Source organism: Hyphobacterium sp. (genome assembly GCF_965228115.1).
Taxonomy (GTDB): Bacteria; Pseudomonadota; Alphaproteobacteria; order Caulobacterales; family Maricaulaceae; genus Hyphobacterium.
Genome location: NZ_OZ245794.1, coordinates 2,456,153 through 2,480,170, shown reverse-complemented (window position 1 = coordinate 2,480,170; position 24,018 = coordinate 2,456,153). Strand labels below are relative to the sequence as shown.

25 protein-coding genes are annotated in these 24,018 nt (G+C 59.9%); 11 read left to right on the top strand and 14 right to left on the bottom strand.

What is annotated here, in order from left to right:
- Positions 1 to 83: 83 nt before the first annotated feature.
- A complete protein-coding gene (gene ubiG / locus ACO079_RS12750; protein WP_421790612.1) occupies positions 84 to 845 on the top strand; it encodes a bifunctional 2-polyprenyl-6-hydroxyphenol methylase/3-demethylubiquinol 3-O-methyltransferase UbiG in 762 nt (253 codons plus the stop codon).
- Here the strand turns inward: ubiG and ACO079_RS12745 are convergent.
- From ACO079_RS12745 to ACO079_RS12725, 5 genes are read right to left on the bottom strand one after another with little or no spacing between them, the layout of a single operon-like run.
- The gene (locus ACO079_RS12745) at positions 814 to 1,770 is read right to left on the bottom strand and encodes a CPBP family intramembrane glutamic endopeptidase (RefSeq protein WP_421790611.1); all 957 of its coding nucleotides are present in this window, start codon (positions 1,768 to 1,770) and stop codon (positions 814 to 816) included. The genes ubiG and ACO079_RS12745 overlap by 32 nt on opposite strands.
- A 42-nt stretch (positions 1,771 to 1,812) precedes the next feature.
- Positions 1,813 to 2,244: a DUF1178 family protein gene (locus tag ACO079_RS12740; protein WP_421790610.1), complete on the bottom strand. Its 432-nt coding sequence runs from the start codon at positions 2,242 to 2,244 to the stop codon at positions 1,813 to 1,815.
- Positions 2,245 to 2,288: 44 nt separating this feature from the next.
- Complete coding sequence (locus ACO079_RS12735) at positions 2,289 to 3,107, bottom strand: carbon-nitrogen hydrolase family protein (protein ID WP_421790609.1); 819 nt, start codon at positions 3,105 to 3,107, stop codon at positions 2,289 to 2,291.
- Positions 3,108 to 3,110: 3 nt separating this feature from the next.
- The gene (gene grxC, locus ACO079_RS12730) at positions 3,111 to 3,368 is read right to left on the bottom strand and encodes a glutaredoxin 3 (RefSeq protein WP_421790608.1); all 258 of its coding nucleotides are present in this window, start codon (positions 3,366 to 3,368) and stop codon (positions 3,111 to 3,113) included.
- Between the two features lie 28 nt (positions 3,369 to 3,396).
- Entirely contained in the window at positions 3,397 to 4,170 is a 774-nt protein-coding gene (locus tag ACO079_RS12725) for a ComF family protein (RefSeq protein ID WP_421790607.1), read from the bottom strand.
- Here ACO079_RS12725 and ACO079_RS12720 point away from each other — a divergent pair.
- Complete coding sequence (locus ACO079_RS12720; RefSeq protein ID WP_421790606.1) at positions 4,161 to 5,063, top strand: methyltransferase domain-containing protein; 903 nt, start codon at positions 4,161 to 4,163, stop codon at positions 5,061 to 5,063. The genes ACO079_RS12725 and ACO079_RS12720 overlap by 10 nt on opposite strands.
- Before the next feature lie 142 nt (positions 5,064 to 5,205).
- On the opposite strand, the gene mutT is transcribed toward ACO079_RS12720, so the two are convergent.
- Positions 5,206 to 5,616 (bottom strand): 8-oxo-dGTP diphosphatase MutT, encoded by a 411-nt coding sequence (gene mutT, locus ACO079_RS12715; RefSeq protein WP_421790605.1) that lies wholly within the window; start codon positions 5,614 to 5,616, stop codon positions 5,206 to 5,208.
- Positions 5,617 to 5,655: 39 nt separating this feature from the next.
- The gene (locus ACO079_RS12710; RefSeq protein ID WP_421790604.1) at positions 5,656 to 6,603 is read right to left on the bottom strand and encodes a foldase protein PrsA; all 948 of its coding nucleotides are present in this window, start codon (positions 6,601 to 6,603) and stop codon (positions 5,656 to 5,658) included.
- Positions 6,604 to 6,726: 123 nt separating this feature from the next.
- Between ACO079_RS12710 and secA the strand changes: the two genes are divergently transcribed.
- Together secA and ACO079_RS12700 are read left to right on the top strand one after the other, a co-directional pair.
- The gene (secA, locus tag ACO079_RS12705; RefSeq protein WP_421790603.1) at positions 6,727 to 9,480 is read left to right on the top strand and encodes a preprotein translocase subunit SecA; all 2,754 of its coding nucleotides are present in this window, start codon (positions 6,727 to 6,729) and stop codon (positions 9,478 to 9,480) included.
- 97 nt (positions 9,481 to 9,577) lie between these two features.
- The gene (locus tag ACO079_RS12700; RefSeq protein WP_421790602.1) at positions 9,578 to 9,940 is read left to right on the top strand and encodes a GNAT family N-acetyltransferase; all 363 of its coding nucleotides are present in this window, start codon (positions 9,578 to 9,580) and stop codon (positions 9,938 to 9,940) included.
- On the opposite strand, the gene ACO079_RS12695 is transcribed toward ACO079_RS12700, so the two are convergent.
- From ACO079_RS12695 to ACO079_RS12680, 4 genes are all read right to left on the bottom strand, one after another.
- Positions 9,937 to 10,920: an acetyl-CoA carboxylase carboxyltransferase subunit alpha gene (locus ACO079_RS12695; RefSeq protein ID WP_421790601.1), complete on the bottom strand. Its 984-nt coding sequence runs from the start codon at positions 10,918 to 10,920 to the stop codon at positions 9,937 to 9,939. The genes ACO079_RS12700 and ACO079_RS12695 overlap by 4 nt on opposite strands.
- Before the next feature lie 91 nt (positions 10,921 to 11,011).
- Entirely contained in the window at positions 11,012 to 11,938 is a 927-nt protein-coding gene (xerD, locus tag ACO079_RS12690) for a site-specific tyrosine recombinase XerD (protein ID WP_421790600.1), read from the bottom strand.
- Positions 11,935 to 13,539: a hypothetical protein gene (locus tag ACO079_RS12685; RefSeq protein ID WP_421790599.1), complete on the bottom strand. Its 1,605-nt coding sequence runs from the start codon at positions 13,537 to 13,539 to the stop codon at positions 11,935 to 11,937. Before ACO079_RS12685 ends, xerD begins: the two co-directional genes overlap by 4 nt.
- On the bottom strand, positions 13,514 to 13,738 hold the full coding sequence (locus tag ACO079_RS12680) for a hypothetical protein (protein ID WP_421790598.1): 225 nt from the start codon (positions 13,736 to 13,738) through the stop codon (positions 13,514 to 13,516). The genes ACO079_RS12685 and ACO079_RS12680 overlap by 26 nt, the downstream gene beginning before the upstream one ends.
- Between ACO079_RS12680 and ACO079_RS12675 the strand changes: the two genes are divergently transcribed.
- The 3 genes from ACO079_RS12675 to ACO079_RS12665 are packed head-to-tail and all read left to right on the top strand — an operon-like array spanning position 13,737 to position 16,656.
- The gene (locus ACO079_RS12675) at positions 13,737 to 14,300 is read left to right on the top strand and encodes a shikimate kinase (RefSeq protein ID WP_421790597.1); all 564 of its coding nucleotides are present in this window, start codon (positions 13,737 to 13,739) and stop codon (positions 14,298 to 14,300) included. The two genes, ACO079_RS12680 and ACO079_RS12675, sit on opposite strands and share 2 nt — an antisense overlap.
- On the top strand, positions 14,297 to 15,388 hold the full coding sequence (aroB, locus tag ACO079_RS12670; RefSeq protein WP_421790596.1) for a 3-dehydroquinate synthase: 1,092 nt from the start codon (positions 14,297 to 14,299) through the stop codon (positions 15,386 to 15,388). The genes ACO079_RS12675 and aroB overlap by 4 nt, the downstream gene beginning before the upstream one ends.
- Entirely contained in the window at positions 15,385 to 16,656 is a 1,272-nt protein-coding gene (locus tag ACO079_RS12665; protein WP_421790595.1) for an HlyC/CorC family transporter, read from the top strand. Before aroB ends, ACO079_RS12665 begins: the two co-directional genes overlap by 4 nt.
- On the opposite strand, the gene ACO079_RS12660 is transcribed toward ACO079_RS12665, so the two are convergent.
- Together ACO079_RS12660 and ACO079_RS12655 are read right to left on the bottom strand one after the other, a co-directional pair.
- A complete protein-coding gene (locus tag ACO079_RS12660) occupies positions 16,653 to 17,099 on the bottom strand; it encodes a YaiI/YqxD family protein (RefSeq protein WP_421790593.1) in 447 nt (148 codons plus the stop codon). The two genes, ACO079_RS12665 and ACO079_RS12660, sit on opposite strands and share 4 nt — an antisense overlap.
- A 121-nt stretch (positions 17,100 to 17,220) precedes the next feature.
- Positions 17,221 to 17,481 (bottom strand): BolA family protein, encoded by a 261-nt coding sequence (locus tag ACO079_RS12655; RefSeq protein ID WP_421790591.1) that lies wholly within the window; start codon positions 17,479 to 17,481, stop codon positions 17,221 to 17,223.
- 52 nt (positions 17,482 to 17,533) lie between these two features.
- Between ACO079_RS12655 and ACO079_RS12650 the strand changes: the two genes are divergently transcribed.
- The 4 genes from ACO079_RS12650 (at position 17,534) to ACO079_RS12635 (ending at position 22,137) form a co-directional block, all read left to right on the top strand.
- Positions 17,534 to 18,151 carry a J domain-containing protein gene (locus ACO079_RS12650; protein WP_421790589.1) on the top strand — a complete coding sequence of 206 codons (618 nt, stop codon included), beginning with the start codon at positions 17,534 to 17,536 and terminating at the stop codon, positions 18,149 to 18,151.
- A gap of 105 nt (positions 18,152 to 18,256) precedes the next feature.
- Positions 18,257 to 19,258, top strand: coding sequence for a cobaltochelatase subunit CobS (gene cobS / locus ACO079_RS12645; RefSeq protein WP_421790587.1), 1,002 nt, complete (start codon positions 18,257 to 18,259; stop codon positions 19,256 to 19,258).
- A 6-nt stretch (positions 19,259 to 19,264) separates the two neighbouring features.
- Positions 19,265 to 21,172 carry a cobaltochelatase subunit CobT gene (cobT, locus tag ACO079_RS12640; protein ID WP_421790585.1) on the top strand — a complete coding sequence of 636 codons (1,908 nt, stop codon included), beginning with the start codon at positions 19,265 to 19,267 and terminating at the stop codon, positions 21,170 to 21,172.
- Positions 21,169 to 22,137: an esterase-like activity of phytase family protein gene (locus ACO079_RS12635; RefSeq protein ID WP_421790583.1), complete on the top strand. Its 969-nt coding sequence runs from the start codon at positions 21,169 to 21,171 to the stop codon at positions 22,135 to 22,137. Before cobT ends, ACO079_RS12635 begins: the two co-directional genes overlap by 4 nt.
- Positions 22,138 to 22,265: 128 nt before the next feature.
- Here ACO079_RS12635 and ACO079_RS12630 read toward each other — a convergent pair whose 3' ends face one another.
- On the bottom strand, positions 22,266 to 24,008 hold the full coding sequence (locus ACO079_RS12630) for an amidohydrolase (RefSeq protein WP_421790581.1): 1,743 nt from the start codon (positions 24,006 to 24,008) through the stop codon (positions 22,266 to 22,268).
- Positions 24,009 to 24,018 lie beyond the last annotated feature (10 nt).

Below are 24,018 nucleotides of genomic sequence, written 5' to 3'. Positions count from 1 at the left end.
GCTTCACATCATCCTCGAAACTGCGTCCTTGCGAGGCCATATTATGGCGAATGTCAAATTGATAGCGGAAAAGAGCACCCGACATGGCCCAGGCTCAAGCCCCGGAAAAACTTTCCAGCCCGTCCATCGACCCGGAAGAGATCGAGAAATTCTCCCGAATTGCGGCGGAATGGTGGGATCCGGAGTCCAAATTCAAACCCCTCCATAAATTCAATCCGGCGCGCCTGCGATTTATCCGGGATGAAATCCTGGCGCATTTCGGACGCGAGGGCGGTGAGACACCTTTGGCCGGTTTGAAGCTATTGGATATTGGCTGTGGCGGCGGGCTGATCTCTGAACCCATGGCCCGGCTAGGCGCGGATGTGACCGCAGTGGATGCCGCTGAAGCCAATATCAAAACCGCCAAAGTTCATGCCGAAGAACAGGGCCTTGAGATCGATTATCGCCACGGGACGGCAGAACAGCTGCTGGAAGAAGACGAAGCCCAGTTCGATGTTGTCCTGAACCTGGAAGTGGTCGAGCACGTCGCCGAACCGGATCAGTTCCTCAAAGATTGCGCGAAATTGCTTAAACCCGGCGGGATCATGGTGCTGGGCACGATCAACCGTACGCCGAAAGCCTTCGTCTTTGCGATTTTTGGCGCGGAATATGTGATGCGCTGGTTGCCGCGCGGCACGCACCGTTTCGACAAGCTGGTTAAACCTTCTGAGATCAAATTTGCGCTTTCGGAAGAAGGCCTCAACGTGGAGGACCCGGCCGGTGTCACGTATAATCCGTTGCAGGACAGTTTTGAAATCAGCCGCGATGCCAGCGTCAATTATCTGATGGTCGCGCGGAAGGCTTAGACGCGCCTAACCTGCCTCTTGTCATCACGACCAGAATAATCGCCAAAGCCAGTAGGGGCAGAGCCTTGGTGATCTGATGGGTGGGCGTGAGCGCGATCTCTATTGACGCCGAGCCCGCGAGCCCCATGGAATCATTGACCAGCCCATGCACCATAATGGCGGGCAAAAGCGCGCCATTGAGCCGGTTCATGAAATAAATCGCGATGATGGAGGTCGTCACCGTACCAAGCAAAAAAGCCGGCAAGTAAAGGCCGAGATAAGTCGCCAAGCCCAGACTGCCGGGCAGGTCGGCGAAGATATCCCGCGGCACATGCCAAAGCCCCCAGGCCAGCCCGACAATAATCGCGGCCATCAGAGCCGGCACGCCGCCATCGGTCAGGACGGGCTGACCCACGCCGCGCCATCCCGCCTCCTCAAGAACCGCTCCTTGGTCGAGAAAGGCCGCTGACAGGATCGCCGGTAGAATCGCAAAGCTGAGCCAGTTGGCGTCGAAACTGTAAGCTTCGCCGGTCATGCGGCGGATCCAACCGGCCACCGCCAGCGCAATCACGATCACCACGATCATTGCGGCATAGCTAACCAAAGCACGGCCTATCGGCGCGGGGCTGCTACCCAGCGGGTGAAGGCGCGCGACAAAGCGGCGCTTGAAGTCCGGGGACGTCGCGAAGATCAGAACAATAAGTCCGGCCAGCATTGGTACAGAGCTGCCCAGCACCAGGAGCCATAGCCCTGGCTCTACAAATGCCAGCCGAATGACGCTCACAAGATTTGACGTCCAGGCCACCCCTGTCACTTCAGTGGCGCGAGCCGCTTGTCCCCCAAAGTCCATCAATCCGCCACCCGCAGCCAGATCAATCAAGGGCACAAGCGCCAGCAACAATATGGACAGCAAGAAAAACAGGCTAAAGCGATGCCAATGCGTCATGCCGCTATTGGGAGCGTCAACGCGCGGCGCGTCAAGTACAGCCTAGTTCAGCTTTTTCGCCTGCGGCGGCACGAAGGGATCGGGCAGCGGCGCGCAGGGCACGCCGTCATCGGCGAGGGATTTGGATTCCTCTGCCGTGGTTTCGCCGTAGATGGGCTTTTCCGGTTTTTCGCCGGAATGCATGGCGCGGGCTTCGCTGGCGAAATTCTCGCCGACATAATCGAAATTCTTCGAGATATGGCTACGGATTTTGCCGGCGATTTCCTGCATGGCTTTTTGCGGATCGGCCTTGGCGGCGTCTGATTTCCGGCTGGTGGAGACCGCCGGGGCCATGATGGCTTTCCTGACATGTGTGGAGCCACAATGCGGGCATTCCACAAGCCCCGCCCCTGCCTGGACATCAAAGTCCCCGGAATTACGGAACCAGGCCTCGAACTCATGCTCGTGGTCACATATGAGCGCATAGCGGATCATGGCACTTATATGGGCATAAAGGCGTTGAACGCCAAGTGAGTGGGTCAGATTGGCCCGGAAATGGTGCGATCATGCGTTAGGGCGGGGATACGCGTGCGGGCGGTTTCGACCTTCTTCAGATCCAGATCCGCGATCAGAACGCCGGGTTCGTCATGGTCCAGTTCTGCAATGGTGTCTCCCCACGGGCCGATGACAAGCGAATGCCCCCAGGTCTTGCGGCCATCTTCGTGCAGCCCGCCCTGCGCCGGAGCGAGAACGTAGCTGCCGGTTTCAATGGCGCGCGCTTTTAGCAGGATGTCCCAATGTGCCTTGCCCGTCGGCCGGGTGAAGGCGGAGGGTACGGTAATGATCTGCGCACCGGCTTGCGCCAACCGGCGATAGAGGTGCGGGAAGCGCACATCATAGCAGATCGTCAGGCCCAGTTTTGCGCCTTGGATGTCCGCCAGAACGGCCCTATCGCCCGCCTGATAATTCGTGGATTCCGAATAGGTTTCGCCCGCGCCAAGGCCCACATCGAACATGTGGATCTTGTCATAGGTGGCGAGCAGCTCGCCTGCCGGAGAAAACAGGTGCGAGCGGTTGACGGCCTTATGATCCCCGATTTTCAGCGCCAGCGACCCGATCAGCAGCGTAATGCCCAGCTCTTTAGCCAATGCGGCATAGGCGGGAATGGCCGGATCGTCTTCCGGCGTGCGGATGACCTCAAACAGTTCCTCCGCATCTTTCTGAACCAGATGAGTGGTTTCCGGCGTGGCAAGGAAGGCCGTGCCGTCTGCCGCGGCTTGCCGGATCAGCGCTGTGGACTCCTCCAGATTGACCGCCGGGTCGGTGCCCGAGCGCATCTGGATGAGACCGACCCGCACGACTTAGGCCGCCAGCAAGGCGTCGAGCTTGCCCGCGCGTTCCAGCCGCATCATTTCATCGCAACCGCCAATATGATCGCCATCGATGAAGATCTGCGGGAAGGTGCGCGCGCCATGGGCTTTCTGGATCATTTCCTGCTTCTTGGTGATGTCGAAGCCCGCATCGATTTCTTCGAAATCAACGCCCTTTTCCTTGAGCAGGCTGACGGCGCGATAGCAGTATCCGCACATGGGGCGCGTGTAGATGATGACCTTGGCCATGGGAGTGTCCCTGAAACTATGTTGCGACTTATGTAGTCGGATCGGTGGGTTTCACAACACGTGCCAGCGCCAGCGCATTCACAAAACTGGCCCCCGCTTTCAACAAGGGTTTCGCGCAAGCTTCGAAAGTGGCACCTGTCGTCATCACATCATCAATCAGCACGACCGTCTGGCCTGGCAAGTTCAACCGCGCTGCTTCCGTCACTGCGAAGGCACCGGACACATTGCGTCGGCGCGCCCGGCCAGATTGTCCTGCTTGCGTGGGCGTACGGCGATGACGCAGCAGCCAGTTCGTCTCAACGGGAAGGCCACTTTGCCGCGCGACTGCGTCCGCCAATAAAAGCGACTGGTTGTAGCGCCGCGCAAACAGGCGGGAGGGATGCAAGGGCACCGGGATCAACGCAACGGCCCCGGCCAACACATCCGGCCCCGCCCGCACCATCCAGCGGGCCAGCTGATCCAGCGCGTCCAGACGCCCGCCATGTTTGAAATCCAGGACAAGACGGCGCGAGGTATCGCCATAGGCCAGCGCTGCCCGGGCCTTGTGAACAACAGGCGTACGCGCAATACAGGCGGCGCATTCTGCCCCCTCGCCCACCCAGTAGGAAAACGGCAGACCGCAGGTGTCGCACCAGGGCGCGTCCAGGAAATGAATCTCACCCCAACTGGCGGCTTCCAACTGGCCTTTGGCCGTTACGGGCACGCCTGTAAGCGGCGAGACCGGCGGCCAGATGAGGTCGGCTACCGCACTCCCGGCTTTTCTCAGCGCGTTGCGCGCGCCATATCGGTGCCATGAGTTCATCCCCGCCTGCCCTGTTTGACCGCGCCCTGCTTCGCCAGCGCCGCAACCGTGCCGCGCGCACATTGCCCGAATATGACTTCCTGTTGCAACGGGCCGTCGATGATTTGCTCGACCGGGTGGAAAGCGTCACTCGCGATTTTGAGCGCGCGCTTGTGCTCGGTGGAGCCGGGACTGTCGGTCGCGCGCTCGCCGAACGGCCAGAAGCGGCCGCCAAAATTGGACATCTGATCGAGACTGATTTTTCAGACCGGCTTGCCCCGGATCTTTGTGTCGATGAGGAAGCCCTCCCTTTTGCCGATGAGAGCTTTGATCTTGTGATTTCGCCACTGGCGCTTCACTGGGTGAATGATCTTCCCGGCGCGCTCATCCAGATTAACCGCGCCATGAAAAGCGATGGTTTCTTTGCCGCGGCAATTTTTGGAGGCGCCAGTCTAAAAGAGCTGCGTCAGTCCATGATGGCGGCTGAGGCCGAGCTTTATGGTGGAGCTTCCGCGCGGGTCTCGCCCTTTGCCGATACGGTGGATATGGCCGGGCTGTTGTCACGTGCGGGCTTTGCCATGCCGGTGACGGATGTGGACCGGGTGACGGTGCGCTATGGCAATTCCTTTGTGCTGATGCGGGACTTACGCGCCATGGGCGAAACCAGCGTGCTGGCCGATCGACCGCGTAAACCGGTGACGAAGCCCTTCTTTGTGCGGACCGCGCAGATTTATTCTGAACGCTTTGCCGATGAAGACGGGAAAGTCCGCGCGAGTTTCGAGATCATCCATGCCGGTGGATGGGCGCCGCACCCTGATCAGCCGCGGCCTAAACGTCCGGGTTCAGCTACTACCCGGCTGGCCGATGCTCTGGGCGTAAAAGAACAGTCAGCCGGCGAGAAAGCAGGCGGCTAAAATGCATCGCCAGCATCGGTGAACATCTGCAGAACCTGCGGCCCGATCAACGCCAGACCGGCAACTGCCGCAATGGTGATGATGACGGCAATTAGGGAATATTCGATGGCGGTGCCCCCCGCCTGCGCGCGAGCAAACCGGCCTACAAACGATCGCGGAGTTCGGCTGCGAGCGGCTCGTCGGCTGGCGCGAGCTCGTAATTCTTCAGCTTGTTGGGTTTCACCCAGGCAATCTCTTGCCCCTCCTGCGGGGCCATAAACCCATCCCAGCGACGACAGATGAAGAGTGGCATCACGAGATGAAAATCCGCGTACGGATGTGAGGCAAAAGCGAAGGGCTGAAGACAGGATTCGCATGGTTCGATTCCGAGTTCCTCGCGTAGCTCCCGGACAATGGCTTGCTCGGGCGTTTCATTGGGCTCAACCTTGCCGCCGGGAAACTCCCAGAGACCGGCCATGGCTTTTCCCGCTGGCCGTTTGGCAATCAACACACGTCCATCAGCATCCTGAAGGGCGCACGCAGCTACCAGAAGTACGGGCCGAACGTCAGTCATCCTTGCAAGCCGTCCTTAAAATCACGTGAGAAAACAGGGTTAATTTTCTATCTCGCCGTCGGTGTCCGCCAAACCGTCCGCGTCTGTTTCGGGTTCAGCCGGTTCGCCAGCGGGCTCTGGAAGATCGGCCGCGATGACCTCGATCCTTGTCTCTTCGCGCAGGTTTTCGACGAGCGTCGAGATGGTTTCATAGGTCAGGAAGCGCACAATGCTCGGGCGAACCTCGTCGAAACTGGGGCCTTCGGGAGCCCGCCGATCGATGATCAACAGAACATGCCAGCCAGCCTCGGTCTGGATCGGACCCGCCATTTCGCCTTCCGCTGTTGAAAACGCCACATCGCTGATTTCGGCGAGCACGCCATCGCGGGTGAAATAGCCCAGATCTCCGCCCTGTACGCGGGTGGCAATGTCTTCTGAATACTGGATCGCCAGTTCGGCAAAGTCGCGGCCATCTTCTGCGAGGCCGATGATCGCTTCTGCTGCGTCTTCGGTTGCAACGAGAATATGACGCGCCCTTATCTGCTCGCCCGGCCGGGCCAGCTCGGTCTGTTCACTGTAAATCCGGCGCGCGGATTCATCGGTAACATTCGCGGCGATTTCAGTTTCCAGCAGAATATTGCCCAGAATGCGCTCTTCGGCGGCTGCCAGGCGCCGGCGCGCTTCCGGACTTTGCTGCAAGCCCCGCCGCCGCGCCTCGATGGCCAGCAATCGCTGATCGATCAACTCGTCAACAATGCGCTCATAATCTGCATCGCCTTCTCCAAGGCGTTCGCCTTCCGCGATCACGCCCTGCGCCAGTGCTTCACGTTGAACCGACGAATTATAAATGATCGTCTCACCGACACGGGCCGCCGCGTTATCCGGCAGGGCGAGTTCATCTGTCTCGACCGGTTCCGGCGCGGGGGAGCCGCACGCGGCGAGACCTGCCGCGAGGATCAGTCCGGCAAAGCGCGAAATCGGGGTCCATTTGTAGCAGCCGCGTTTCATTGACACCTATTCTATGCGTCCTTAAGTCAAACCCGGTTTTTCAAGTGATGCTGGCACAGGGAAAGCGTTTTCGCGTTTGTCCCTTAGACCGGCTTCATCCCGCCCGGATGTACAGGTTCTTCAATGCTCTCTCTTGCCCGCAAACTGTTCGGCCCGTCAAATGATCGCCGTGTGAAAAAGCTTCAACCCCGCGTAGAGGCGATCAACGCGCTGGAACCGGAATTCGAGGCGCTGACCGACGACCAGCTAAAAGCCAAGACGCAGGAATTCAAGGAGCGGCATGAAAATGGCGAAACGCTGGATTCGCTTTTAAACGAAGCATTTGCCGCCGTGCGCGAGGCGGCCAAACGCTCCCTGGGGCAGCGGCATTATGACGTGCAGATGATCGGCGGGATCATTCTGCACGAAGGCGATATTTCCGAGATGAAAACCGGCGAAGGCAAGACGCTGGTGGCCACAGCTCCGGTCTATCTCAACGCCCTGACCGGCAAGGGCGTGCACGTCGTGACGGTGAATGACTACCTCGCCCAGCGTGATGCGGAGTGGATGGGTCAGGTTTACGAAAAGCTCGGCATGACCACGGGCGTGATCCTGAACGCCATGACGGACGAATCCCGCCGCGAAGCCTATTCGCGCGATATTACCTATGCCACCAATAATGAACTCGGCTTCGATTATCTGCGCGATAATATGAAGTACGCGCTGAAAGACATGGTTCAGCGCGGCCATCACTACGCCATTGTCGACGAGGTGGACTCCATCCTGATCGACGAAGCGCGGACGCCGCTGATCATCTCTGGCCGCACCGAAGACAAGACCGAATTCTACAAAACCATGGATACCCTCATCCCGCTCCTGGATGAGAATGATTATGAAATTGACGAAAAGTCCCGCTCGCTGTTGATCACCGAAGACGGCAATGAGAAAATCGAACAGCTCCTGCGCGAGCGCGAATTGCTGGAAGAAGGTGATCTCTATGACGCGGAAAACGTCATGGTGGTGCACCATCTGAATCAGGCGCTGCGCGCACACAAAATCTACCAGAAAGACAAGGACTACATCGTCAAGGACCGCAAAGTGGTTCTGATTGACGAGTTCACCGGCCGCATGATGCCGGGCCGCCGCCTGTCCGATGGCTTGCACCAGGCGATCGAAGCCAAAGAAGGCGCAGACATCCAGCCGGAAAACCAGACGCTCGCGTCAATCACCTTCCAGAACTATTTCCGCCTTTACGACAAGCTGGCGGGGATGACCGGTACAGCATCGACGGAAGCGGATGAATTTCATTCCATCTACGGGCTGGGTCTGGCCGAGATCCCGACCAACAAGCCGGTTGCGCGCGTCGACGATGATGATGAGGTTTACCGCACCGCAAAAGAAAAGAACGACGCCATCGTCACCGACATCAAAGATTGCGTGGAACGCGGTCAGCCGGTCCTCGTTGGAACGGTCTCGATCGAAAAGTCCGAACTGCTGTCGGAATTCCTGAAAAAGAAAAAGATCAAACACCAGGTTCTCAACGCCCGCTATCACGAGCAGGAAGCGCGCATTGTGGCGCAGGCCGGCGTGCCGGGCGCGGTGACCATCGCCACCAATATGGCGGGCCGCGGCACGGATATTCAGCTGGGCGGAAATGTCGAGTTTCAGCTGGCGGACTGGATCGATACCCAGCGGGAAAAAGGCCAGGAACCGGACGAAGCCGCGATTGCCAAAAAGCGCGAGGAAATCTCCGGCAAGGTCGCCGAACTCAAGAAGAAAGCGCTCGATGAGGGCGGGCTTTACGTGCTCTCGACCGAGCGCCATGAAAGCCGCCGGATTGATAACCAGCTGCGCGGCCGGTCGGGCCGTCAGGGCGATCCGGGCAAGTCGAAATTCTATATTTCGGTCGAAGATGATCTGTTGCGCATTTTCGCACCGGAGCGCCTCGACGGGATCATGCGCACACTCGGCCTGCAAGAAGGCGAGGCGATCCAGCACCCCTGGATGTCCAAGGCTCTGGAAACCTCCCAGAAGAAGGTTGAACAGCGCAATTTCGACATCCGGAAGAACCTTTTGAAATACGATGACGTGATGAATGATCAGCGCAAGGCGATCTTCGAACAACGCATCGAATTCATGACCGATGAAGACGTATCCGACGTTATCCAGGACATGCGCCATGAAACGGCAGAAGACATTGTCGCCAAATTCATTCCGCCCAAAGCCCTTCCGGATCAATGGGATATCGACGGTCTGGACGAAGCCCTGAAAGAAACCTTCAACCTCGATCTACCGGTCAAGGACTGGGCTGCGGAAGAAGGCATTGCTGATGAAGAGATTATCGAGCGTTTAAAAGACGAAGCCGACAAGGCCTATGCGGCGAAAGCTTCGGAAACAGGCTCGGAACTGATGCGCCGGGTGGAAAAGCAGATCCTTCTGGAAACCATTGACCGTGGCTGGCGGGAGCACCTGCAGCGCCTGGATTCCCTGCGGTCGATGATTGGTCTGCGCGGCTATGGCCAGCGCGATCCGCTGAATGAATACAAAACCGAAGCGTTCTCGCTGTTTGAGCACCTGCTCACCAGCCTGCGCGAAGACGTCACCAAGGTGATGATGAAAATCCGCGTTCAGGCGGCCCCGCCAGAGCCGGCTCCAATGCCGGATATGCAGCCCAAGCGGATTGATCCGCGCACCGGCCGAAACACGGCTGGTGATCCGGCGGACGGTCCGGTTGCCCCGCGTGTGGCTCCGACCCAGCGCCGGACCTCCGTCGCGGCGAACCCGACGGACCCGGCGACCTGGGGCAAGGTGCCGCGCAATGCGATGTGCCCGTGCGGATCCGGAAAGAAATACAAGCATTGTCATGGCGCGATCAGCGGACCGACGGTCTCGACCTGACCCTTTGCGCATCCGCAACGCCCGCGCAGAAGAGTGTGGGGCGTTGTCGGACCTTTGCCTCAGATCCAAAGCCCATTGGGGCTATGACACCGCATTTATGAAAGCTGTCGCGCCTTATCTGCAGGTAACGCCGGATTGCGTCGCAGCAGGGCACAGCTTCGTTGCGACGGACGCTGAGCATCGCATTCTAGGTGTCGCTCAAATTCACCCCGGTGATGCCAAGCACGGCAATCTGGACCTCCTTTTCGTTGATCCTGATCAGATGGGGAAGGGCGCGGGGCGCGTTCTTTATCTGGAAGCAGCGCAGCGCCTGCGCGACGCCGGGGATACCGTCATGACCATCCTGTCCGATCCGGGCGCCCGCGGGTTCTATGAACGCATGGGCGCGGCTTTCATCGAGGATCGGCCGTCAGACGTCTTTAAAGGCCGCAAACTGCCCTGGCTGGAGATGCGGCTCTAGCTCTCACCCGCCTCCAGGCGGCCAATAGCAAGGAAGCGTTCGCGGCGGCGCGCGCGCAGATCATTCGGACGCAGGCCTTCCAGACCTGACAGGACCGAATCGATTTTTTCACCGACGCGGCGAACGGTATCATCCGCTGCGCGGTGAGCGCCGCCGACCGGTTCCTTGACGATGTGGTCGACGATTTTCAGACCCTGAAGGTCCTGTGCCGTAATTTTCATGGCGATCGCGGCATCACGGGCGCGGGCCGAATCCTTCCAGAGGATGGAGGCACAGCCCTCCGGTGAAATCACCGAATAGACCGAATGCTGAAGCATGATCACAGAATTTCCACTGGCCAGCGCCACGGCGCCGCCAGAGCCACCCTCACCGGCAATCACCGAAACCAGCGGTACGCCCAGCGTCAGGCAGCGCTCGGTGGAGCGGGCGATGGCTTCGGCCTGACCGCGTTCTTCTGCGCCGACACCGGGATAAGCTCCGGCCGTGTCGACGAAGGTTAGCACCGGCATCTTGAACTTTTCGGCCATGTCCATCAGGCGGATGGCTTTCCGGTATCCTTCCGGACGGGCCATGCCGAAATTGTGCTTGAGGCGCGATTGCGTATCGCGGCCTTTCTCATGACCCATCACGACAACCGAGCGGCCATTAAAGCGGCCAATACCGCCCACAATGGCCGGGTCTTCTGAAAAGCGGCGGTCTCCGCACAATTCCTCGAAGTCCTCGATCAGCAAGCGGCGGTAATCGCGAAAATGCGGACGCTCGGGATGGCGGGCCACTTGCGTTTTGCGCCAGGGGTCCAGCTTTTCATAAAGGCTGGCGAGCTGATCGGCTGATTTCTGACGCAGCTTGGCAATCTCATCCGCAACATCCGGCACATCAGAAGAATTGGACGCAGCCAGCGTCTCCAGCTCTTCGATCTTGGCGTCGAGCTCGGCGACTGGGCGTTCGAAATCGAGATAGGTCCGGGTCGGGTCTGACATGTTGCCTGTCTGGTTTTGCCTCCGGTTGCGGACGCGCCGCGCAACCTAGCCATCCGCCTTGCAAGGAACAAGCCGTGTTGGCGGTTGGAATTCAGCTTCTTGCGAGCGGGTGCGCGGTTTCCACCAAAGTCTTCAAACGCTCTTCCAGCACGTGGGTGTAGATTTGCGTGGTTGAAATATCGGCATGACCCAGCAGCGCCTGCACGCTGCGTAAATCCGCCCCGTTCGCCAATAGGTGTGTGGCAAAGGCATGGCGCAACACGTGCGGCGAAACTTTCTTGGGATCCAGACCCGCCGCAACAGCCAGGTCTTTCAGAATTCGGGCGAATTGCTCGCGCGTCAGATGTCCTTCCCTGGCGCTGGTCGACGGGAAAAGATAGCGCTGTGCCTTGGCGAGGAGGCCGGGCTTTGCCTTGGGCAAGGTGTCCTCGCGGACATCCAGCCAGGCTGCAATCGCCTCCAGCGCAGGCGGCGTGAGCGGAACCAACCGCTCTTTATTACCCTTGCCTGTCACGAAAATCGCGCCCTCTTGTTTTGAGATGGCATTCAAGGGCAGGCTCACCAGCTCGCTGACCCGCAAGCCGCCTGCATACAGGACTTCCAGCAAAACCCGGCAGCGGACGCCCTTGTTGCCCTCCAGTTCGCCTGCGGCATCAAAGAGGGCATCGACATCCGCTTCCGACAGGACTTTTGGTAAGGACCGTCCCTGTTTTGGTCCCGATAGCGGCCGCGCGGGGTCATCAGTCCGATACCCGTCAGCCAGCAGAAATTTGAAAAACCGTTTGGTCGCTGACAGGCGCCGCGCCGAGGTGGATGGGGCCAGACCTTCTTTCGCCATTTCCGCGAGACAGGCCTCCAGGTCACGGGTTTGCGTCCGGTCAAAGGTTTTGCCGCGAGCGGACAGACGCAACGACATATCATCGAGATCGCGGCGATAGGCTTCCAACGTGTTTTTGGCCGCGCCGCGTTCGGCAGACATCATGTCCAGAAACAATTCGATCAGGCGCTGATCGTTCACGCCAGCTCCACGATCAATCGTTCCAGCAAGACCGACAACGCTATCTCACGAAGACCCACACGATCCAAAGCGGATGTAATCCGCATCAGTTCGAGCGCGGATGCTCCGGCGGGGCCTTCTTCCATGACTTGCGCTGCCAGAAGAGCTGTTTCCGCCCGCGCACCGGACAGGGCCGCTGCATCCATGGCGATAAGGGCCGGAGACACAGATTGTGGCTGCCCGTTCAATACGGCCAAGCGGAAATCGGCGGGTACGGGCGCACCCAGTCCTGCCAGGCCAGCGGCATCACCCAGGCCCGCCGCATTGTTTTCAAAACGTGCCGCGATCAGCGCGCCGGTAGACGACGACCGGATATCATTGCGTGCAACCCGGAAAGCGAGGTCGAGCCCAACCAGAAAGGCCGGTGATGCGGGCTCGAAGACCGGCTGCGTCCGGTCGGTCAGTCCTGCCGGTTCGTTCGGCTTGCTCGGATCGAAAGCCGCTGATGCGCGCCGTGCTGGCGGACCATCTTCAAGCGCGCGGCGCCAGCGTTGTGCGGAGGAAAGATCACCGACCGCTAGCGCCGCGAGTGCGAAATGCCCCCCCGCATCAATGGTGTCCAAGGAAACCGGAAGGGTCGCGATCTGACGGCCATAGCGCCTCGCCACACGCATGAAGTCATTGCGGGCGTCGGCCTCGCGAAGCGCAATGCCCAAAGCCTGAGCGGCAATCATACGGTCGAATTCCTGTCGGATGAGCTGATCGAGCAAATCATCCCGCACGGCGCCTTCCTGCATGGACAGGCCTTCCAGCGCCAGGGCAGGGTCTGCGGTCAGTTCGGTTTGCGCTGCACTGGCCTCGGCAATTTTGATCAGCCAATCAGGTGCGCTTGTCAGGTTCACAACGGGGCGGCCTTCCGGCGGCGACACGGCTGCCAGGGCCCAGTCCAGACCGGTATCCGCGGCCACGCGATCAACGGTCCAGCTGCCGATCGTGACGGCATATAGCAGGCCATCAAAATCATTGTCCGGTTGGGCTGTGCGCGCGAGATCCGCTGTCAGCTCGGCTGCGGCGTCCTCTCCGTTTAATGCATGGCAGAATGCCCGCGCGCGCAACCAGTAAGGCTGATCGCGGCCAATGACGAGACCATTGGCGGTGCGGCACGCGGCGTCACCGGCGGCAATCGCAAAACCCGTTTCGGCATGCAGCCGCGCCAGATCCGGTGACCGGTCAAGTCCAGGCGTACGCTCCAGCAGGCTGAAAACGGCCTCGGCCCCGGATGCCGCCAGCAGCCGGTCGGCGCGCAATGCCGCCAGTGCTGCATTGCCCCGTCCGCCTTGGGGCGGCGCACCCCCCGACAAAAGTGCAAGCGCAACCAGGTTGGCGCGCGCGGGGGACCGGTAAGCCTCACCTTCAGAACCGGGCAAGCCTTCCAGGGCATTAATTGCGGTTTGCACGGTCGAACCGGCCCATAGCGCGTCGCCGAGACCGTTTTCGGCCACGCCAACCTCCATGGGGTCGAGCGCACCCAGCTGCCGAACTTCGATTCCCGACTGCTGAGCGACAGCCGCGGCCGCAAGCGCCAAGCTCGCGAGGCTAGCGAGACAAATCTTCGGTAACATCCACTCTTACCTCTTCGGTTTGCGGTTCCATCCCGCTTCCGATCATCACCAGCGCAAAAAACCCGCCAATCAGAACCACGGCTCCGATAACCAGGGCTATCAAACTGCCACGCATCAACACCTCCGCATTGGAGCGGTCAGCATAAGAGTGATTGCGGCAATTTCCAGACAGCAAGGGAAGGCTATATGCTGGCGTCATGAATGACGACACTCTTTCCCTCCCGCCCAGCCAGCGATCCATCGTGATGGTTGGCTTGATGGGGGTTGGTAAAACCACCGTGGGACGGCGGTTGGCAGCGGCGCTGAATCTGCCTTTTGCGGATGCGGACGAAGAAATTGAAAAGGCGGCAGGCCGCCCGGTGGCGGACATTTTTTCCGACTTTGGTGAAGCCGCTTTCCGGGATGGCGAGCGCCGCGTCATTTCGCGGCTGCTGGAGGAACCTCAGGCTGTTATCGCGCTGGGCGGCGGGGCATTCGTCAATGACGACACACGGCGCATGGTCAAGGACAAGGCTATTTCGATCTGGTTGAAGGCCGATCTCGATACGCTTATGGAGCGCGTTTCTCGCCGCGATACGCGGCCGCTCCTGCAGACTGAAAATCCGCGTGCCGTGATGGCAGATCTGATGGCCAGGCGGGAAGCCGCCTATGCCGAGGCCGATATCCAGATCGAGGGAGATACCGGCCCGCATGCCGCCACCGTGGATCGGGTGTTGGAGGCCTTGAAAAATTATGGTTTCACGGCCAAAGCGGCGGAATGACCGAAACAGTCCGGATAGAGCTGGGCCCCGCCAGCTATGACGTCATTCTGGGGCAGAACGCCTGGGAAGCTGCAGTTGGCCAGGCCGCCCTGCGCACGTCCCGGCGCTATGCGCTGCTGGCCGATGCAAATGTGCTGGCCTTGCATAATGACTGGATTGCCGGCGCCACGCATGCGTTGAATCTCGCCGGAGAACCCATTCAGGTCCCGGAGGGCGAAAACGCGAAATCCTTCAGTTTTCTTGAAACTGTGCTCGGCCGTTTACTTGATATGGGGCTAGAGCGCGGTGATGCGGTTATCGCCGTGGGTGGTGGCGTTACCGGCGACCTCGCAGGATTTGCGGCCGCGATTTACAAGCGCGGGATCGAGGTCATCCAAGTGCCGACAACGCTGTTATCGATGGCGGATTCTTCGGTGGGCGGGAAAACTGCGATCAACATGCCGCAAGGCAAGAATCTGGTGGGCGCTTTCCACCAACCCAGCCTGGTGATTGCCGATTTCCGTTTTCTGGACACCCTGCCGGAACGCCAGATGCGCGCTGGTTTTGCCGAAATTATCAAGGCCGGTCTGATTGGCGATAAGGACTTTTTCGACCGGCTTGTTCATTCCAGCCGCGACAGCCTGACCGCGCTGCATTTGCAGGCGCATCTGAAAACGGCTGTCGAATTCAAGGCCCGTGTCGTCGCCGAAGATGAAAAAGAGGCCGGGACACGCGCCCTCCTCAATCTGGGTCACACCTTTGGCCATGCGCTGGAGGCCGAGGCGGGAGGTGCACTGCTGCATGGCGAAGCCGTTGCGGCGGGATGTGTTCTGGCGTTTGACTATTCCGCCCGGCTCGGACTTTGCCCGCGGGCCGAGGCCGACCGGGTGCGCAATTACTTCAATCTTGTTGGGTTGGAAACAAAGCTGAGTGCCCTGCCTGGCACGCCTTTTTCCGCTTCTTCCATGCTGGCGCGGATGCAACATGATAAGAAGAATACCGGCGGAAATATCCGTCTGATCCTTGCGCATGGCATCGGAAACGCCTTTATACACGATACGGCTGATGAGGCCGATCTTCTCAACTTCCTGAAAGACCAAATACAATGATCGAGACCTGGATCCTGATTTCGCTTGGCGGAATTGCGCTCCTGCTCCTGTTTTCCGGCTTTTTCTCGGGCTCGGAAACCTCGCTGACCGCCGTTTCCAAAGCGCGGATGGTTCAGCTGGAAAAGGAAGGACATATCGCTGCCGGCCGCGTTAATCGTCTGATTGACAATCGCGAGCGGCTGATCGGCGCGATCCTGCTCGGCAATAATCTCGTCAATATTCTGGCCTCGACGATCGCCGCCGCCGTCTTTCTTGCCCTGTTTGGGGAGGCGGGCATTGGTTATGCCACGCTGGTGATGACCTTCCTTGTACTGATCTTCGCGGAAGTGCTTCCCAAGACCTATGCCTTGTCCAATCCGGACCGCTTCGCCCAGGCCGTATCCTGGCCGATCCTGCAATTTGTCCGAATTTTCGCGCCGATCGTGGCCGCTGTTCAGGCGATTGTGCGCGGAACCTTGCGGATTTTCGGGGCGAATGTGGAAGGTCCGGTGCTGTCCAGTCATGAAGAGCTGCGTGGCCACATCGATCTGCATCACCAGGAAGGCGGCGTGGTCAAGGATGACCGCGACATGCTGGGCGGCGTGCTCGATTTACGGGAGCTGACCGTCGATGACGTGATGATCCACCGCAAGAATATCACCATGATCGATGCCGATCTGCCGGTGGCGGAAATTGTCTCGGCTGCGCTGAACAGCCCGCATACGCGGCTGCCGCTGTTTCAGGGTGATAATGAAAACATCATCGGCATATTGCACGCGCGCGATTTGGCCCGTGCCCTCCTGAATGTGGAAGGCAAGCCGGAGGATATCGATCTCAAATCTGTCATGCGCGAGCCGTGGTTTGTGCCGGAAACCACCGAGCTTCAGGACCAGCTGGATGTGTTCCGCGAAAAGCGCGAGCATTTTGCGCTGGTCGTCGACGAGTATGGCGCGCTGATGGGTCTGGTGACGCTGGAAGACATTCTCGAAGAGATTGTCGGCCAGATCGAGGACGAGCACGACATCGCGGTTGAAGGCGTGCGCATGGAATCAGACGGTATCTGGCTGATCGATGGCGACGCGCCGATCCGCGATGTAAACCGTGCGCTGGATTGGGAATTGCCCGATGATGATGCTGTGACGATGGCGGGTCTGGTGATCCATGAAAGCCAGACCATCCCGGATGTGGGCCAGGTGTTCAGCTTTCACGGCGCGCGATTTGAAATCGTCGAGCGCGTGCGCAATCAGATCGTGCTGATCCGCGTTTCGGCGCTGCCTGAAGAAGACTAGCGCTTCAATTTCTGAAACAGGTTTTCCAGCGCGTTCAGGAAGTCTGACCTGTCGCATTGAGAAAAGGGCTTTCCGCCGCCGCCCTCGATATTTCCGGCTGAGCGCAAGTCCGCCATCAAATTCCGCGTGGCCAGGACCGAGCCGATATTGTCGGCGTCAAACAGCTTACCACGCGGATCAATTGCTGCCCCACCGGCTTTCAGGCAGCGGTCGGCCAACGGGATATCAGCCGTCACGCAAATATCACCGGGCCCGATGCGCTCGGCGATCCAGTTATCAGCGGCGTCGGCGCCTTCCGGAACAATGACGAGCTCGGCCCACGGGCTCTGTGGGCGGCGCAGCCCTCCATCACAAACCAGCTTCACTTCGGTCTGATGGCGTTCAGCGACGCGAATCGCTTCGTCTTTCACCGGGCAGGCGTCGGCATCAATGTAGAGGGTCATGGTGCCTCCTAATTCTGGGGTCCCCGGACTTGATCCGGGGATCCATCAATTATGAAAAGATGGACCCTCGGGTCGAGCCCGAGGGACCCAGTAGTTTTCAAGGAAAGCCTCGAAGCATGCACTATTTCACCGTCATCCGCAGCGCATGGACCGGCCCGGCCAGCTCTTCAGCCAACACCTTGTTGATCGCCCGCTGACGCTCAACACGGGACAAGCCGTTGAGCGCAGCGGCGCTGATCTCGACGTGAAAATGGCTCTGGCCGCCTTCCGGAGCACCGGCATGGCCAGCATGCAGAGCGCTTTCATCCGTGACGGTTAAAACCTCCGGATCAAAGGCGGCACGCAGCTTGTCCTCGATGATTGTCTGAACTTTGCCGGTCAATTACACCTCCGCTTTGTTGCCGCCTTAACTCTTGGACCCCATACTTAGCGTCATGGATGGCGAGTTTACATACAAGCCGCGATTTAAAGACATTCGCATCAAGCCGCCGACCGACAAGGCCGCGCCGGAAGAACGCGTGTGCGAATGGCCGGGTTGCCGCGCGCACGGCGATTGCAAAGCGCCCAAGGGCACGGCGGATCTGAATGATGTCCATTGGTTTTGCAAGAGCCATGCAGCGCAATACAACAAGTCGTGGAATTTCTTCGAGGATATGGATGAAGAGGCGGTCGCGGCGTTCAATGCCTCGGCCCAGCATGGCCATCGCCCGACCTGGAATTTCCGCGGCAATACCGGGCGGCAATCGAGGGCGCAGAAAGCCTCCAAGGATTTCCGCGAAGGCTTTGCCGATCCGTTCGGATTGTTCGGCAAGCGCCCTGACGGCGATCCGAACCCGGAACCCCGCCGTCGCCAGTTCGGCAAGCTGCAAGCGGCCGCGCTGGAAACACTTCAACTGGACGGAACCGAGAGCAAGGGCCAGGTCAAAAAGCGCTATGCCGAGATGGTGAAACGCTTTCATCCGGATGCGAATGGCGGTGACCGTTCCAGCGAAGAACAGCTGGGCCGCGTCATTCACGCCTATCAAATCCTGAAAAATGCGGGAATGGCGTAACAGCTCGTGACCGCACACGGTCTTTTCGCGAGCGCAAACCCCATGTTAGGGAGCATCTGACATGCGCGCTGGATACTGGCGCGCCCTGCCCGATATATGAGTGCCATGAGCGATACTTTTCCCCTTGCCGAGCCTGATGTCGTAGCTGATTGCCAGGCCCTGTTCGGTTTTGATCCCGGTTTTGAAGTGATGGCCTTTTCCGAGGCCGATGAGCACGTGCCACCGGTCGATGACGCCTATGTCTTCGATCCGGCGACCACGCGGGCCATCCTGGCCGGGTTTGCGCGCAATCGCCGCGTGATGATCCAGGGCTATCACGGCACCGGTAAATCCACCCATGTAGAACAGGTCGCTGCGCGCCTGAACTGGCCGATGATCCGGATCAATCTGGACAGCCATGTCTCGCGCATCGACATGGTCGGCAAGGACGCCATCGTCCTGCGCGATGGCAAGCAGGTGACCGAGTTTCAGGAAGGCATCCTGCCCTGGGCGCTGCAGCGCCCGGTCGCGCTGTTGTTTGATGAATATGATGCCGGGCGCCCGGATGTGATGTTCGTCATCCAGCGCGTTCTGGAAGCCTCCGGCTCGCTGACACTGCTGGATCAAACCAAAGTCATTCGCCCGCACCCCTATTTCCGCTTGTTTGCGACGACCAATACGGTGGGCCTGGGCGATACGACGGGGCTCTATCATGGCACACAGCAAATCAATCAGGGCCAGATGGATCGCTGGTCGATTGTGGCGACACTGAATTATCTGCCGGCGGAAACCGAGGAAGCCATCATTGGTTCCCGTTTGGTGGATTTTGCCGCTACGGATACCGGCAAGAAAACCATCGCCGACATGGTGAAGGTGGCCGATATGAGCCGCGATGCTTTCATGAATGGTGATATTTCCACGGTGATGAGCCCGCGCACGGTTCTGACCTGGGCGGAGAATGCCGATATTTTCGGTGATGTCGGCGAGGCCTTCCGCCTGACCTTCCTGAACAAGTGTGACGAGCTGGAACGCCCGACGATTGCGGAGTTCTATCAGCGCGTCTTTGGCGAAGATCTGCCCGAAGCGCCGCTGAAACCAACGCCCGCCAAGCCCGCGAGCGCGGCGTAAGGAGCAATGACCGAAAATCCTCTCGCCGATGCGTTCAAGCGCGCGCTTGCCATTTCCGCCCGGGCGATTGCTCAGGACAAGGAGCTGGAAGTGCGCTTTGGCGGCGAGATCGCCAATTATGCCAAGGGCAAGATGACCCTGCCCAATCCCGGCGAGGTCGGTCCCGGCGAGGCCAAGGCCGCGCGCGGGCGCGCCGATGCCATGGCGCTGAAACTCTTACATCATGACAAACAGACCTTCGCGGAAACCCTGCCGCCCGGCTCTCAAGGCCGCGCCATATTCGAAGCCGCCGAGCAAGCGCGCGTAGAAAGCCTGGGCGCAAAAGCGATGCGCGGGGTGGCAGCCAATCTGAATGCCGCGCTGGAAGCCAAAGCCGTCCAGAAGGGCTGGAACCGGGTTGAGGACCGCCAGCAAGCGCCTTTGCATGAAGCGATTGGCCTGTTGGTGCGCGAGCGCATTACCGGTGAACCCGTCACCGATCTGGCGGATGGGCTGATGCGGGTCTGGCGCAGCGACATTGAAGACGCTGCCGGAGACGCGCTGGATGCGCTGGCCGAGAGCGCCGGAAATCAACGCGAATTTGCCACGGCGCTGGAAGAGGTGATCCGCGATCTGGATCTGGCCGATGAGCTGGGCGGTGATCCGGAAGAATCCGACAAGGACAGCGATGATGATGCCGGCATGGACCGGGAACAGCAGACCGGCGAGGAGGATGGCGATAGCGAGCCCGACAGCGATGATGGCGAAGACGTCGATGCGGAAGGCCAGTCCGCCGATGATGACGAGATCGACTTCCAGTCCGATGAAACCCTCGGCGAGCTGGACAGTCAGGACGAGATGGGTGAGGCCGCGCGCGCCGAACAGCCCAACTATGTCCGCTATGAGGACCGGCCAGCCCAAGCCTATCGCATCTTCACCAACAAATATGACGAGATCATACGGGCTGAAGACCTCTGCGATGAAGAAGAGCTGTCGCGGTTAAGGCGTTATCTCGACCAGCATATGAAAGGCGTGGAAGGCGCGGTTGGGCGTCTCGCCAACCGCCTGCAACGCCGCCTGATGGCGCAACAGACCCGCTCCTGGGCGTTTGACCTGGAAGAAGGCGTGCTCGACCCGGCGCGCCTCACCCGCGTGGTCACCGATCCGATGTCGCCGCTCTCCTTCAAGCAGGAGCAGGAAACCGATTTCCGCGACACGATCGTGACCCTGCTGATTGATAATTCCGGTTCCATGCGGGGCCGCCCGATCATGACGGCGGCCTCTTGTGCCGACATTCTGGCGCGCACGCTGGAGCGTTGTGGGGTGAAGACCGAAGTCCTCGGCTTTACCACGCGTTCCTGGAAGGGCGGACGCGCCAAGGAAGCCTGGATTGAAGCGGGTAAGCCAAATAATCCCGGCCGCCTGAATGATATCCGTCATATCGTTTATAAAAACGCCGATGAACCCTGGCGGCGCGCGCGCGTGCATCTCGGCCTGATGATGCGCGAAGGCCTGCTCAAGGAAAATATCGACGGCGAAGCGCTGCAATGGGCGTGGAAGCGTCTGGCCATGCGGCCGGAACAGCGCCGTATTCTGATGGTCATCTCCGATGGCGCGCCGGTGGATGATGGCACACAATCGGCCAATCCGGGCGCCTATCTGGAACGGCATTTGCGCGAGATGATCGCGCAGATCGAGAACCGCTCGGATGTGGAACTCCTCGCCATCGGCATCGGCCATGATGTGACGCGCTATTACAAGCGCGCCGTGACGATTACCGATGTCGAACAACTGGGCGGGGCGATGACGGAACAGCTCGCCGCCCTGTTCGACAAGGATGCAAAATTCGGCGGACCTGCCATCACGGCGTCATCTTCTCCCTCTACACGCGGTCTGAAACGCGCCGACTGGGCGGAGCTGGGAGCGAAGATATGAGGGTGTTGATCGGGTTGATGGCGTTGGGGCTTGCCGCTTGTTCCGGCGATCCAGGACCCGGTCCGATCCGTATCGAAACCGAAAGCGTTCCGCTTTATCCTGACCAACCTGAACGGCTGGATGTCGGCCAGCTGGAATATCGCGGCGGGATTGTGCTGTCGTCCCCCGATGGCCGGTTTGGCGGGCTCTCGGCCTTGGAGGTCGAGGGCAGCCGGATGCTCGCGATTTCCGATTCGGCTTACTGGTTTACGGCCTCACTCGAATTCGATGACGCGGGCTGGCTGACCGGCGTCTCCAACACCTTCTATGCGCCGATGCTGGGCGAGGATGGCCAGCATTTGACCGGCACCGCCGCCGATTCCGAAGGTCTCGCTCCTTTAGGCAATGGTGCCTACGCCGTTAGTTTTGAGCGTGAACACCGCATCTCGCGCTATGATATCTCCCCTGACTGGTCCGGCGTCGCCATTGCGACTCCCGACCCGCTGGAAGCCGTGCCGAATGCCGACCGCCTGCGCAATAATGGCGGGATGGAAGCGCTCGCACCCGCCGAAAATGGCTATTGGGTGGCGGTGGAATTTCCAATTTTGGATGGCCGCCCACACTCGCTCTGGCGGATTTCAGACGGTCAGGAGCCGCTGGTTGCCGACTATCCCACCGAGGCCGGGTTCGGCCTTACCGGCCTTGCCCGCGAGGGCGATACGCTGTTCATACTGGAGCGTTTTTATTCGCGCGATGTGGGCAACCGGATCGCGATTTTCATGGCCGGAGCCTCGCAATTTGATCAGGACAATGTCTCACCGGTTGCCCTGCCCATTGGCGCGCTGGAACCCGGCATGACGGTCGATAATTTCGAAGGCATCGCCATCGGGAGGGTGAATGGCGAGATGCGCCTTTTCATTCTCTCGGACGATAATTTCTCAAACACCCAGCGGACATTATTGTTGAGTTTTGCGTTCGCGGAGTAGGTATCTCCTAAGTTCGTCATCCCGGAAAGGCGTAGCCTTGTCCGGGACCCATGCCGGAACGTCTGAATCACAGAATGGGTTCCGGGCGCTCGCCTTCGGCTCGCCCCGGAATGACGAAAAACTAAACCCTACTCCGCGCGCCAGACAATCTCGCCATCAATGACGGTCATCACCGGTTCGACGGAGAGAATATCGCGTTCCGGGATCATCATGATGTCTTGCGAAAACACAGTGAAATCTGCGCGCAGGCCTTCGGTAATGCGGCCCACCTCATCCTCCCGGAAAGAGGCATAGGCCGGCCAGGCCGTAAACATCCGCAAGGCTTCGGCACGCGTGACCGCCTGATCGGGCCGCCAGTCCTCGGTCTGTGTGCCATCCAGTCCCCGGCGCGCGACGGCGGCATAAAACTCGATGCGCGGATCGCCGCGTTCGACCGGCGCGTCTGATCCGCCCGCAATCATTACGCCGGAATCGATGAAGGTCCGCCAAGCATAGGCCCCGTCCATGCGTTGCGGGCCCAGGCGCGCGGGCGCGAAGAAGAGATCGCCAATGGCATGGCTGGGCTGCATGGAGGGGATAACGCCGAGCTCTGCAAAGCGTGGGATATCCACCGGATTGACGATCTGGGCATGCTCATTGCGCCAACGCGAATCCACCGCAGACTCCGGCCCGCCCGGTGCCGCGGCCTGTGCGGCCTCGACCCAGTCCAGCATCATGCGGTTCCCGCGATCACCAATGGCGTGGATGTTAAGCTGAATGCCCGCGTCCAGCGCAGAGATCATGGCGGAAATGGTCTCATCCTCATTGCTGAGCAGGAGGCCGGAATTCAGCGGATCATCGCTGTAGGGCTGCAGCAGCGAGGCCCCGCGTGAGCCGAGCGCGCCGTCCATGTAGAGTTTGACGGCGCGAACGATGACGCGGCGATTGTCACTCACCACCGGGCCACTCTCCAGAAGCGGCTGAAGCCCGCCGGCATCGACCGACACGTAAACGCGCAGGGGAAGCTCGTCTGCCATGGCTTCGATCATGGCCACATCACCCCAGGGCACGGTCATGTCATGCCCGCCCGTCCAGCCATAGCGCGCCGCCGACCAGGCCCCTTCCAGATAGACCTGCGCGCGTTCCTCGCCCTCAAACGAGCCGCCGAGGGCCTCAACCGGGTACATGGCGGTATCGATCAGCATGCCGGTGGGCTCGCCTTCGTCATCGCGGAGAATGTCTCCGCCCTCCGGGTTTTCGCTCATCGCGGTAATGCCCGCCTGCGCCAGTGCCATGGAATTGGCGACCAGCGCATGGCCATCGGCGCGGGTCAGAAAGACCGGATTATCGGGAGAAACTTCATCCAGATCCTGACGAGTGGGAAAGCGTTCTTCGGGCCAATGGGTTTCAATCCATCCGCGCCCTTCCAGCACATAGCCGGGCTCCAGCTCAGCAATAGCGGCGGCCACGCGCGCCTGAAGGTCCAGGATTGATTCTGTACCCTCCAGATTGAGCAGGCGCTCGCGCATGCCCAGCCCGATGACATGCACATGGCTATCCGTGAAGCCGGGATACATGGCCGCGCCATCCAGATCGATGACATCCGTGTCCTCGTCAATCAGGCCTTCGGGGGCGTCCTCGATATAGCCGGCAAACACGATCCTGCCGTCGCGCACCCCGACCATCTCCACGGTTTCATCCGCCTCCATCGATCCAGTTTCGACGGGATCAGGGATGTCTCCGGCCGTGTAGATCGGACCCCCGAAAAACACCCGGTCTGCGGCCTCGAGAGCGGCCACTTCGGCATCTTGAGTGGCCGGAACGGTGCTGGATTGCTCCTGCTGGGAGCAGGCGGCAAGCGCCAGAATGGCAAACAGGCTGATAAGACGCATGAAATTCCCC